The sequence below is a fragment of the Actinomyces urinae genome (assembly GCF_900119695.1).
GTDB lineage: Bacteria > Actinomycetota > Actinomycetes > Actinomycetales > Actinomycetaceae > Gleimia > Gleimia urinae.
The window spans coordinates 1,487,088-1,499,402 of record NZ_LT632547.1 but is presented as its reverse complement, the minus strand read 5'-3'; the positions used below and the strand labels follow the sequence as shown (position 1 = coordinate 1,499,402).

10 protein-coding genes and 1 riboswitch are annotated in these 12,315 nt (G+C 57.7%); of the genes, 6 read left to right on the top strand and 4 right to left on the bottom strand.

Going from position 1 to position 12,315, the window contains the following annotated elements:
- Positions 1 to 77 precede the first annotated feature (77 nt).
- The 4 genes from BQ7114_RS08145 (at position 78) to BQ7114_RS08130 (ending at position 5,756) form a co-directional block, all read left to right on the top strand.
- Complete coding sequence (locus BQ7114_RS08145; protein WP_072345066.1) at positions 78 to 1,808, top strand: ABC transporter ATP-binding protein; 1,731 nt, start codon at positions 78 to 80, stop codon at positions 1,806 to 1,808.
- Positions 1,805 to 3,697 carry an ABC transporter ATP-binding protein gene (locus tag BQ7114_RS08140; protein ID WP_072344251.1) on the top strand — a complete coding sequence of 631 codons (1,893 nt, stop codon included), beginning with the start codon at positions 1,805 to 1,807 and terminating at the stop codon, positions 3,695 to 3,697. Before BQ7114_RS08145 ends, BQ7114_RS08140 begins: the two co-directional genes overlap by 4 nt.
- Before the next feature lie 142 nt (positions 3,698 to 3,839).
- The gene (locus tag BQ7114_RS08135; protein WP_034509081.1) at positions 3,840 to 4,247 is read left to right on the top strand and encodes an ACT domain-containing protein; all 408 of its coding nucleotides are present in this window, start codon (positions 3,840 to 3,842) and stop codon (positions 4,245 to 4,247) included.
- A 192-nt stretch (positions 4,248 to 4,439) separates the two neighbouring features.
- The gene (locus BQ7114_RS08130) at positions 4,440 to 5,756 is read left to right on the top strand and encodes a DUF4921 family protein (protein WP_072344248.1); all 1,317 of its coding nucleotides are present in this window, start codon (positions 4,440 to 4,442) and stop codon (positions 5,754 to 5,756) included.
- 29 nt (positions 5,757 to 5,785) lie between these two features.
- Here BQ7114_RS08130 and BQ7114_RS08125 read toward each other — a convergent pair whose 3' ends face one another.
- The 3 genes from BQ7114_RS08125 to BQ7114_RS08115 are packed head-to-tail and all read right to left on the bottom strand — an operon-like array spanning position 5,786 to position 9,582.
- Positions 5,786 to 6,784 carry an ABC transporter ATP-binding protein gene (locus BQ7114_RS08125; protein ID WP_072344245.1) on the bottom strand — a complete coding sequence of 333 codons (999 nt, stop codon included), beginning with the start codon at positions 6,782 to 6,784 and terminating at the stop codon, positions 5,786 to 5,788.
- Positions 6,785 to 6,797: 13 nt separating this feature from the next.
- On the bottom strand, positions 6,798 to 8,501 hold the full coding sequence (locus BQ7114_RS08120) for an ABC transporter permease (protein ID WP_072344242.1): 1,704 nt from the start codon (positions 8,499 to 8,501) through the stop codon (positions 6,798 to 6,800).
- Between the two features lie 19 nt (positions 8,502 to 8,520).
- Entirely contained in the window at positions 8,521 to 9,582 is a 1,062-nt protein-coding gene (locus tag BQ7114_RS08115; protein ID WP_072344239.1) for a thiamine ABC transporter substrate-binding protein, read from the bottom strand.
- 60 nt (positions 9,583 to 9,642) lie between these two features.
- A riboswitch (TPP riboswitch) is annotated at positions 9,643 to 9,742 on the bottom strand.
- A 131-nt stretch (positions 9,743 to 9,873) separates the two neighbouring features.
- On the opposite strand from BQ7114_RS08115, the gene BQ7114_RS08110 reads away from it, so the two are divergent.
- Complete coding sequence (locus BQ7114_RS08110; RefSeq protein ID WP_072344236.1) at positions 9,874 to 10,137, top strand: DUF4235 domain-containing protein; 264 nt, start codon at positions 9,874 to 9,876, stop codon at positions 10,135 to 10,137.
- 71 nt (positions 10,138 to 10,208) lie between these two features.
- Here BQ7114_RS08110 and BQ7114_RS08105 read toward each other — a convergent pair whose 3' ends face one another.
- Complete coding sequence (locus tag BQ7114_RS08105; RefSeq protein WP_072344233.1) at positions 10,209 to 10,466, bottom strand: HPr family phosphocarrier protein; 258 nt, start codon at positions 10,464 to 10,466, stop codon at positions 10,209 to 10,211.
- Between the two features lie 171 nt (positions 10,467 to 10,637).
- Between BQ7114_RS08105 and BQ7114_RS08100 the strand changes: the two genes are divergently transcribed.
- Entirely contained in the window at positions 10,638 to 12,311 is a 1,674-nt protein-coding gene (locus BQ7114_RS08100; protein WP_072345063.1) for a phosphoenolpyruvate--protein phosphotransferase, read from the top strand.
- Positions 12,312 to 12,315: the final 4 nt, after the last annotated feature.

The window sequence follows — 12,315 nt, the reverse complement described above, 5'->3', positions numbered from 1 at the left end:
TGGTCTACTGACCTGTTTTACGTGCCTTAGAGGCTGGTTCTGGTTCTGGTTCAGGTCAATGCTTGTTGGGAGTTTCGTTGCTTTTCAAATTGGCTTGGAAGTTCTTACACCGCCGCATTCCCACACTGCTTGGCATTTTTCTTTTGCAGATCGGTGCGACGGTAGCCGCTCTATTTTTGCCTGATTTGAATGCCCGAATCATTAATGAGGGCGTCGTGGTTGGCGATACGGCAACGGTTTGGCGCCTGGGCGGGTTAATGATCGCATTCACTGTGGTTCAGATGACGTGCTCAACGCTGGCAATCATTTTGTCTGCCGTAGTGTCGATGAGGCTGGGACGCTGGCTCAGGCGGAAGCAGTTTGTAAACGCACAGACGTTCTCTACGGATCAACTAACCCACTTCGGGCCGCCGTCACTAATCACGCGCACAACCAACGATGTGCAGCAGGTACAAATGGTTACGTTCATGACACTAACCATGGCCGTAATGGCGCCACTGATGGGCGTGGGCGCGATTGTGATGGCGTTGCGTCAAAGCGTGCAAGTGTCACAAATGCTGCTGGTGGTTGTTCCTTTGATTGCGACGGTAATCGGCCTGGTGATGTGGAAGATGGTGCCGCTGTTTAAGACGCAGCAAAAGCGCATTGACCGCATGAACACTGTGCTTCGCGAGCAGCTTTCGGGTATGCGCGTGATCCGCGCATTTGTGCGGCAAGAAACCGAGCGCGCCAAGTACGAGCAGGTCAATACTGAACTGCGCGGGGTAGCCATGAAGATCGGCGCCCTATTTGCGTTCATGTTCCCCGCCACGCAACTGGTGACTTGGACGGCGCAGGTGCTGGTCATCTGGTTTGGTGGCCACCTGATTGCAGCGGGTAACATGGAGGTTGGATCGCTGATCGCGTTCATCAACTACCTGATGCAAATCTTCATGTCGGTAATGATGGCCGGTTTCATTTTTGTGATGGTGCCGCGCGGCTCAGTGTCCGCTGAGCGCATCAACGAAGTGCTGGTAACCAAGTCCAACTTGCACGTTCCGGGCCACCCTAAGGCTCTGGCCGGCCCCGCCGAGTTCAGCTTGAACGATGTGACCATCAGTTATCCAGGGGCTGAGGCTCCCGTCCTCAAGAACCTGTCCGTGAACTTCCCGCGCGGGTCCGTGACCGGCGTGATTGGCCCAACGGCCTCGGGCAAATCGTCTTTGGTAAAAGTGATTCCGCGCCTGTTTGACGTGGTTGGTGGCGAAGTTCAGATGAATGGCGAGGACGTGCGCGACTATCGCCTATCCGAGGTACGCCGCCGCATTTCACTGGTGCCGCAAAAGGCATACCTGTTTTCAGGCACGATCGCTTCAACGGTTTCGGGCAGCTCGGATGAGAAGCTGATTGACCGTGACCGGGTTGAGTGGGCACTAAAGGGAGCGCAAGCTTACGACTTCGTCTGCGCCCTCGATGAGGGAATCGATTCCGAGGTAGACACGGGCGGCCAGAACTTTTCGGGCGGCCAGAGGCAGAGGCTAGCGATTGCACGCGCCCTCTACCGCGACGCGGACCTGTACATTTTTGACGACTCCCTCTCTGCCCTTGACGCAGCTACCGAGAAGAGGCTTCGCGATGGCCTGCCCGAGTATGTTGGCGAGGCCGCGGTGGTGATTGTTTCGCAAAAGACGTCCTCGATTGCGGATGCGGATCAGATTCTGGTGCTTGGCGAGGGCCAAGCGCAGGGCCTTGGCACGCACTCGCAGTTGCTGCGCGATTGCCCGCTATATAGCGAGATCGCTAATTCGCAGGTTGGGGAGGCAAAATGAGTTCTCACAGCGACGCTTACAAAAACGACACCAACGACTTTTGGAGTTCTGTAAAACGCTTATTTGGTGAGCTTCGCCCGGAGCGTTTACGCATTTCGTTAACCGTATTATTGACGGCCCTTGCGGTAGCTCTCACGGTTGCTGGTCCGAAGCTGCTGGGTGATGGCACAAACATCATCTTCAACGGCGTCGCCTCCAGTTTCATCCCCGAGGGCATGACGAAGGCTCAGTACGTGACCCAGTTGCGCACCGAGGGCAATAGTCAGCTGGCGCAAATGCTGGAATCCATGAACCTGACTCCTGGTTCGAGCGTAGATTTCGAAGCCCTTGCCCGCGTCCTCCTGCTTGCTTTTACCGTGTACGCATTGGCTTCTTTGTCCTACTTAACCGTTGGCATGATCATTCGTAAAATCGTACAGAACACGGGCTTCACCCTTCGCAAGAAGGTGCAGGACAAGATCGATAAGCTCCCGCTATCCTACATGGATTCACGCAGGCGCGGCGACCTCATGTCGCGCGTAACTAACGACGTGGACAACGTTACGCAGTCGCTATCGCAAATGATTGAGCAGGTGCTTGAAAGCTTCCTTACCATCATTGGCATTTTGTTCATGATGTTTTGGATTTCGTGGCGCCTGGCAATCCTGGCGATTATTGCGATCCCATTCGGCGCTATTGTTGCCGGCATGATTGCGAAAAAAGCGCAGCCCTACTTCCGCCAGCAATGGAAGGCCACGGGGCAACTGGGCGGCATCGTAGAGGAGGCCTACACGGGTCACGAGGTCGTGCAGGCGTTCTCAATGAACGACGAGTTCCTCAGCCAGTTCGATGAGGCCAATGAGAGCCTGTACGGCTCTGCTGTGCGGGCGCAGGCAATTTCTTCGCTCATGCAACCAGCGATGATGCTCACATCCAATATTTCTTACATTCTGGTTGCGATTGCGGGTGGCCTGCAGGTGGCAGCCGGCGCGATTTCGCTGGGCGGAGTGCAGGCATTCATCCAGTATTCGCGCCAGATTGGGCATCCGATTGCCTCTCTCGCTTCGCTGGCTACTCTGGCGCAGTCGATGGTTGCTTCTGCGGAACGCATTTTTGAGTTCCTCGACGCGCAGGAAATGGATCAGGACGCGCCAAAGGAAAGCCCAGTAGATTTGCGCGATGCGTCGATTACATTCGAACACGTGCGGTTTGGCTACGACCCGGAAAAGCCGGTTATTCGCGACCTCAGTTTGAGCGTAGAGCCCGGCCACATGGTTGCTATCGTAGGCCCCACGGGCGCCGGCAAAACGACGCTCGTGAACCTCTTGATGCGGTTCTACGAGATTGATTCGGGCAAGATCGCGATTAACGGCCGCTCAATTGCAGACATCAATAAGGATGATTTGCGCGCGGGCATCGGCATGGTTTTGCAAGACACGTGGCTGTTCGAAGGCACGATTGCTGAGAACATCGCTTACGGCGCCGATCGCGACGTTTCGATGGAAGAGGTAGTCGCTGCCGCTAAGAAGGCGCAGGCACACTCGTTTATTCGCCACCTGCCCCGCGGTTACGACACGGTTGTGAAGGCCGAGGGCTCCAACCTTTCACAGGGTGAACGCCAGCTGCTAACCATTGCGAGGGCATTCATCTCTAAGCCGGACATTCTCATTTTGGATGAAGCCACTTCTTCTGTTGATACGCGCACAGAAGCCGTGATTCAAGAGGCCATGGAACGGCTACGCAAGGGCCGTACTTCGTTTGTTATTGCACACAGGCTCTCTACAATCCGCTCGGCTGACGTGATTTTAGTTCTTGAAGATGGCGATGTGGTAGAGCAGGGCAGTCACGAAGAACTACTCGCGGCGCAAGGAGCTTACGCAAAGTTGCACGCGTTGCAGTTCGAAGAATAAACCTCGCGCTTCATCTCACCCGGGCCGGCTTTCTCTGGAGAGCCGGCCCCGATTGTTCCGAGCGCGCGGGCGGAGCGCTTAATGAGAATCAAGACATGAGACAGACACGCACGGAACGTATATTTTGCGTTACGGTGCCTACATGACAAGTTCACTATCTTTGGATCATATCCTTGCGAACATGGAGCTGAAGCCGCAGGGAATCTACGTTTTCGTAGCACTTGATGAGATTCCAGAAGGCGTTGAGCCCTTCGCAACCGTACGCGAATACGAGGGCCAAACAATCGTCATTTCTGAAGATCGTGCAATCGAAGCTGGCCTACCCACTGAAAAGCGCTTCACACGGATTTCGCTTGACGTGCCTTCTTCGCTGGAAACCATTGGCATTACAGCGACGATCGCGCAGATTCTTGCGTCTCGATCTATCACCTGTAACTCACTCGCCGGTTTCCACCGCGACCACCTGTTTGTTCAAGTAGATAAGGCAGACGAGGCTCTTGAGATTCTCCATGACCTCAAAGAGCAAGCAAAGGGCTGGCTCCCCCAGTAAGCCAACAGACTCCAGCGGTATTGGCCGAGCAACGTAGCACTTCCAACTCCGCAACTCACACAACATTCTCGAGATTCATACCGGTGCCCGCGCATAGCGTGGGCACATTCTTTTTCCGCTCATTTGGCCGCTTTATTCTTCAATCAGCCCCCTCTACCCACCTGGGCAGGCTCAATCCATTACGCTTGGAGTATGTCCAAAGAGCAATCTGATGTAAAAGCAATCGAGCGTCTAGCCGATGGAACTGTTAAACAAACCAACATGCTCACCGGAACGGAAGTGTGGACCGTTCCCGGACGCGGACATCGTCCTTTAACCGTCCCCGCAACCACGCAGGCTCCAATCGATTTAGAGCGCCACGGAGAATACTGTGCATTTTGCGAGCGCCGTTACCTCGAAACCCCTCCTGAAAAAGCGCGCGTAGTAAAGCACGAGGACGGAACTTGGCAAAAGCTTGAAAACCTACGCGCTGAAGACCTGCGTGAAACCGTGGCGGAGTTCCGCCGGGTTCCCAACCTGTTTGAGATCGTTTCCTACAAGTACTGGCACCTAAACCACGGGCACGTCCCCTCCGAAGCACAGCACCGCCGGATGGCCGACTACTTGGCCAGCCCTGCGGGTTACGACCACGTTATGCGAGTGGTTAAAGCCCGCCTCATGGCATCGGGGCAAACCGTGGACGAGGTTGCAAGCCTGGACGATTCGCAACTGCTACCCGAAGCCTCCGGGTTTTTTAGCGGTGGTCACGACCTCATTGTTGCAAGACGCCACTACACGCCGGGCGCGACGATGGACACGCAACTGGCATCTTCGGGCACGCTAACGCCCGAGGAGCACTACCAGTACATGAAGCTAACTATCGAGGCGATGGAGGACCTGTACCAGCTCAACGAGCACGTGGCATACGTGGCGTGCTTCCAGAACTGGCTTAAGCCCGCGGGAGCTTCTTTCGACCACCTGCACAAGCAGCTAGTTGCAATCGATGAGCATTCGGTACAAACCGAAGCTGAGCTCGGCCGGCTCCGCCGCGACCCCGACATTTACAAGAAAATCCTGCACACCGCCATCACGCGCGGCCTACTGCTTGCTCAAAATGAGCATGCCATCGCCCTCGCCGGCATCGGACACCGCTACCCGTCCATCGCGATCTGGCCGCTCGGCAAAGCGCACAACCCCTGGGAAGCAAGCCCGCAGAAGTTGCGCGGCGTCTCCGACCTCGTACACGCAATGCACGCCGCCACCGGAGCGGAAGTTCCTTGCAACGAGGAGTGGTACCACCGCCCCGTTGATGTGCCCTCCCCCATGCGTTGGCGTCTGCTGCTGAAGTGGCGCATATCGACTCTGGCCGGGTTTGAGGGCGGCACGCGCATCTACCTGAACACGATCGACCCGTGGGGTGTGCGTGACCGCGTTCTGCCAAAGCTGGTTGAACTTCGTGAGGCGGGCAAGATTGCGCCCATGAAGATCGGCGACGAGTGCAAGGTGGACGTCACCGCACTAGACGCGTAACGGCGTCGAGGCTCCTTGGATTCGCGCAGCTAGTTGTGGGTTGCGCCTGAGGTAACCTGCGCGCATTTTTCCGCATCCAGTTTGACGCGCATGCTGGCCTCGCTCACGCGCGCATGAATTGGCAGGTTCACCCGGGCGATCTTGCCCGAATCCAGTTGCACGGTAACCTGCTTGGCGCCGCGTACCGCGTGGCTTTCCACGACCTGCACCGCCGCCCCCTCGCCGGCCGTATCAGTCACGCTCCACGCCCCCGGGCCGCACGCAAGCTCCAAGCCGGGAGCCACGTCCACGCCGAAGGCCGCGGCCTCCTCGGCCCCCAAAATCGGACTGTAACCCAAGAAGCTAGCCACTGACCTTGTGCCCGGCTGCGCCCACACCTGCGCCGGTGTGCCCATGCGAGCAATCACGCCGTCCTCCATGATCGCAACCTGGTCCGCCACGGTGAACGCCTCATCCTGATCGTGCGTCACGTACACGGCCGTTGTGCCAGTTTCCTTCACAATGCGACGGATCTCCACCGAAAGCTGTTCACGCAACGCACGGTCCAGTGCAGATAGGGGCTCGTCAAGAAGTAGCAAACGAGGCCGCGGCGCCAAAGCCCGAGCCAACGCCACCCGCTGCTGCTGGCCACCCGAAAGCGTAGCTACCCGACGGCTCGCTGTACCTGGCAGACCAACCGTGTCAAGGAGCTGCTGGCCGCGCTCCTGCCACTGGCCGCGTGGAATGCGTCCGCGCAGTCCAAACGTCACGTTTTGCCCCACGTTCTGGTGTGGGAACAGTTGCCCATCTTGGAACATGAGGCCAAACCCGCGCCTGTGCACGGGCAGTCGGGAAACGTCCTCGCCGTCAAACACTATCTGACCCGAGGAAGCCTCCAGCCCTGCAATAGCACGCAAAAGCGAGGACTTTCCAGAACCGGAAGCGCCCAGCAGTGCCAGGATCTGCCCCGTCTCTAACTGCAAGGATACGTTTTTCACCGCGTGCACACGGCCGTAGAACACGTCGATGTTTTCAAGGTTTAAACCCATTTTTTCCTCTTCCCTACATGCCCGCTACAAGCTTCACACTGGTGCCGGTTCGAGAGGAGCGGTCCGCGGCGGCCTCCACGATTGCCATCACCGACCCGGCTAGCACAGCCAGCAAAACCGAGGCCGCTAGCGCCATGCCCTGCTCGGTTGCGCCCGGCTGTGAGATCAACCGGTAAATCGCCACTGGAAGCGTTGGATTAGCGGGGCGAGCCAAGAAGCTGGTGGCACCAAACTCGCCCAGCGACATTGAGAACGCGAACGCCGCCGCGATTGCCAGTGATCGCACAGCGTATGGGCCTTCCACTGCGAACAGGGTGCGAAGAGGGCCGGCCCCAAGCACACCCGCCACCTCTTTTTGCCGCGGATCGATAGAGGCGAGGACCGGGCTAACCACTCGCACAACTAGCGGAATGGCAACCATCGCCTGCGCCATTGGGATCAGCCAGAACGAGCCGCGCAGATCCAACGGCGGGCGGTTCAATGTGATTAAAAAGCCGAATCCTACGGTCACTGCGGACACGCCCAGTGGAAGCATGAACAGGCCGTCCAGGAACTTCAATGCTCCCTTACCCGCGCGAGTTCTTGGCCTGCGCGTAATCACAATCGCTACCAGGCCGCCAATCACCACAGCTGTCACCATTGCAATCAACGCGATTTCAACAGAGCGCACCGTCGAAGAAACTACCGAGGTTTGCAAGAACTTTGTTGCGTCTACATTGAACAGGTCTTGATAGTTAGCAAATGTGATCTGGCCAGAGCGGTGCAAGGACCTCCACACCAGCATGCCCATGGGAGCTACCAGTAGCACTAGCACGGGCACCAAAGTTGCAACCAGAGCGGGAATATCCGCTCGTTTGAGAGGCTGGGGAGCCAGGTCCGTGCGCATCTTCTGCGTGGCTGCTCCAGCGCCGCGCGCAAGCGACCCCATCCATAGGGCAAGCGCAATCACTATCAGCTGCACGATTGACAGCACTGACGCGGAGCGCAAATCAAGTAGCGCGCTGGTAAGGAAGTAAATCTCCGTCTCAACCGTTTGCGTTCGCGTACCACCCAGAATGAGGACGAGACCAAACGAAGTTGCACAAAACAAGAAGATAACCGCTGCTGCGGACGCAAATGCCGGCATAAGCCGAGGTAGCGTCACGGTGAAGAACACTCGCAACGGGCCCGCCCCAAGAGCAGCTGCCGCCTCCTCCATCTTCGGATCTAGACGCACCCACATGTTTCCAATAGTGCGCACCGCCAGCGAATAGTTAAAAAACACCATGCCGATAATGATCGCCGTGTGGGTGCCGTCCAAACCCCACGAGCCGAGCGGCCCAGACTCAATAAACAGCGAGCGGAATGCCACGCCCACAACCACTGACGGCAACACAAACGGGACGGCCACAATCCCGCGAATCGCACCTCGCAGAGGAAAAACTCGGCGGTACAGAATCCACGCGGAAGGCAAGCTGATCGTCACTGACAAAACGGTTGCCACCGCGGCCATCCACACGGTTTGCCACACCACTCGCCACGTGCGGGGCCTGCCCAAAACCTGCACAAATCCGCTCAGATCCAGCGATCCTGCCGAATCCAAAAAACCTCGCCCCACCAGGTTTGCCGTGGGAGCGAGAAAGAATATAGCCAAAAAGATGACGGGCACCCCCACCGCCACCACCGTCAACGCCAGTGGTATGACGCGGTCTGGGAGTGCCCGCCTCAAATCAGCCATGGTCAGCCGGAATCCCGGATTACTGACCCATCAGGTCAGACCACTCGCGCAGCCACTCCTGCTGGTTCTCCGCGATCGTCTTAGCATCCACCTGGTGCGGCTTATCGGCCATCTTGCCGAACTTTGCCAACGCCTCCGGGGCCTTTGCCTCCGGGTTGATCGGGTGCATGTAGTTGGACTCAGACACAACCTCTTGCTGCTCAGCCTGCAGCATGAAATCAATAAATGCCTTCGCTCCCTCAACGTTCTTCGCGCCGCTTAGAACGCCCATGTACTCCACCTGGTGGAAACACGTGTCCAGCAGCGCACCGGTGGTGGACTCGGTTAGATCATCATTAGCCGTGTATGCCGGGGACGACGAGTACGACGTCATCAGCGGACGCGGGCCAGCGCCCTCACCTGCCGAATAATCAACGCCAAACGCATCCGACCATCCCTTGGTTACCTTCACGCCGTTGTCTCGCAACTTCGTCCAGTAATCCTTCCAACCGTCACCAAACGCGCCAACCGTTGCAACAAACAGTGCCATACCCGGCGAGGACGAAGCTGGGTTCATCGTCACAAACATGTCCTTGTACTTCGGGTCCGTGAGGTCCTCAAAAGTGGTTGGCTCCTCCACTCCCTTTTCCTTGAACCACGCGTGGTCAATGTTCACGCACACATCGCCCTGATCAAACGGCACCAAGCCCGGGGCACCCTCGATCTGCTGCTTGGCGGCCCACTCGGGAACCTCTCCCGCATCATCGGCAAACACGCCCTCGGCAACCGCGCGGTAAGCCGAAATGTTGTCTACCCCAAATGCGACGTCACCAAGCGGCTCATCCTTGGTCAAAACCAACTGGTTCACCATCTCACCGCCCGAACCAACCTGGGAAACCTCCAGTTCGTAGCCCGTTTCTTCCTTGAACTTCGCAATCATCTCTTCGGGCAGATCCATCGAGTCGTATGAAACAACCGTGACCTTGCCTGCGCCGGCATCTAAAGCCGGTGAAGACTCCTGCGACGATCCGCCTGTGGATGACGAACATCCAGCCAAAACCAATGCCGCGGCAACTGCCACGCCAGCCCAAACACGCCTCATTAACTTCTCCTCACAAAAATGTACGGTTCAGTTGCGTGCAGGAGAATCGCACCCTTAGTGCGTTTAGAGAACTCGACTTCCTACGCCGGTACTAACCGTCAGGTTCGAGGGTCTGCGCAACGCGCACTCTCAGCGGATCACCGCTCCCCTGTCGCACATAAAAGCCTACCTTGCAGGCCCCATTCAATCTAATCCTGACTCACCGGGTGCCCCCAAAATCTGGCGAGACCGGCAAAAACTAGGCATGATGGATAACAAAAGCCATAACTTTCAAGATTGGAGTAACAATCCGTGGACGTTCCATATAAGCTCGCAACCGCTGGCGCTCTAGCGCTATCCGGCATCATCGCAAACAAGGTAGTTGACCAGGGCTGGAAGCTCGTCACCGGGCGCCCCTCCCCGCAAGGCGAGGATGAAGACCAGGCTAGGTTCGCGGAGCTCATCGCGTTTGCCGTCATCTCCGGTGTACTCGTTTCAGTGACACGCCGCTACGCACTAAAGAGCACCAAGAAGTTCTTTGCCCCGCGCATCGAAGCTGCACCTGACGCCTCCTAAAGTCCCAAGTTGGCCTTACCGAGGCACCAAAAAGCCCGCATCTTGCGGGCTTTTTACTTGCCGGGATCCGGTTACAGCGGCGTTATCGCCTGCTCAACAAGCTTCGAGACCTGCCTCACGGCCTCTTCATCTTCAGAAGAGATCACAACCTCGTCACCGTATTGAGCGCCCAAAGTCATGATCATCAGCCCGGATGTGGCCTCGACTGTTTCCTCACCGAGGGTCACAAAAACTGCGGCCTCGAACTCTTGAGCCTTGCGAGCGATCAGAGCCGCTGGGCGGGCATGTAGTCCCACTTCGGAACCTACCCGTGCTGTCTGCGTGTACATTTCGCCTCCTCGCGAGCTCGCCTTCTATACATTCTCATAAAAACAGCTCTATCTACCCACGCAACTCAGTGCGATTCATTACAAATGAGCGCGGGCATGAACGATCGACGCCTCATGAGCCTCACTCGAGTATTGTTAAAACGTTGCGGACAATTAACAAAGGTGATCCTCGTGGAACAATCAATTGTTTATGGAACGCCCGTTGTAGACGGCATCGCGTACGCCCCCGTGGTGTGGACGCGCAGGCCCAGTATTCCTGCCCTCAGCGCACCGGACCTACCCGAGTACGAACGCTCGGCGGCGATGGCGCAGTTTGAGGAAGCCGCAGACGCCGTAGTTGCTAACCTACGCACGCGCGCCTCGAAAGCTACCGGCCACGCCAGCGCCCTGCTTGAGGTAGGCGCCTCCATGGCTAGCGACCCTGCCTGGCGCAAAGGTATCAAGAAACGCATTGCCCGCGGGATCCCGCCTGTTCAAGCCACAATGGAAGCAACCGAAGAGTTCGTCACCGTGTTTGAGCGCCAGGGCGGCATCATGGCGCAGCGCACCACGGATTTGCGCGATGTGCGTGACCGCGTGATTGCACATCTCGAAGGTAGGCCCGAACCGGGGGTGCCCAAGCCGGATCACCCCGTTGTCCTCTTCGCTGATGACCTCAGCCCGGCAGACACTGCCGGACTCAACCCGGACATCTTCCTTGCCCTCGTCACCGAACTGGGTGGGCCCACCTCGCACACGTCAATCATCGCCCGCCAACTAGGAATTCCCTGCATTGTTGCTGCCCGTAATATTTCCAACATTTCCGAAGGCGAATATGTGCTGGTAGACGGTCGGGCCGGCACCATCCAAGTTGGGGTGACGGCCGAGGAGGCCAAGGGGCAGCTGGAGGAAGACCAGAAGCGACGCAAGCTGATTGAGCAGTGGGAAGGCCCGGGGCGTCTTGCGGACGGTACGCGCATCGAGCTACTTGCCAACGTGCGTGACGGAGAAAGCGCGCAGGAGGCCGTCAGTTTGGGAGCCGAAGGCATTGGCTTGCTTCGCACCGAACTATGCTTCTTAGACTCGCAATCTGAGCCATCCGTTGAAGCTCAACGCCTGGTTTACGAGCCCGCTTTTGGCACGTTCCCAACCAGCAAGGTTGTAGTGCGCACGCTTGACGCCGGCTCGGACAAACCCGTCCCTTACGCAACTTTGCACGAGGAGGCCAACCCGGCTCTTGGCGTGCGCGGCCTGCGCACATCCGGACACTACCCCGATCTACTTCCGCACCAGCTTGATGCCATCGCAGCTGCGGCACAGGGCCACGGGCATGACAAAACCTGGGTTATGGCTCCCATGGTGTCCACCCTGCCTGAAGCGAAATGGTTTGCCAGTCTGGTTCGCGAACGCGGCATGATTCCGGGCATCATGATGGAAGTTCCATCCACCGCAATCCTGGCGGAGCAGTTCATGGAGCTGGTCGATTTCGTCTCCATTGGCACCAATGACCTCACGCAGTACACGATGGCGGCCGACAGGCTTTCACCCGACCTGGCCGAATATTCAGACCCGTGGCAGCCTGCCGCACTCGCCTTCATCAATCAAATTGCTCGCGCTGCAAAGAAGACCGGCACACCCGTTAGTGTTTGCGGCGAGGCCGCAGCTGACCCACTGCTTGCCGTCGTACTCACCGGCATGGGGATCACCTCGCTTTCAATGTCCCCATCAGCATTGCAAGCCGTTGGCGCACAACTCTCACAGTTCACCCTGGAGCAGTGTCAAGCAGCCGCCGAGGCGGTGCTGGGCGCGTGGGATCAGGGCGATGCTCGCTATCGCGTGCGCGAGGCGCTAGGAATCAATGGCTAGGAGG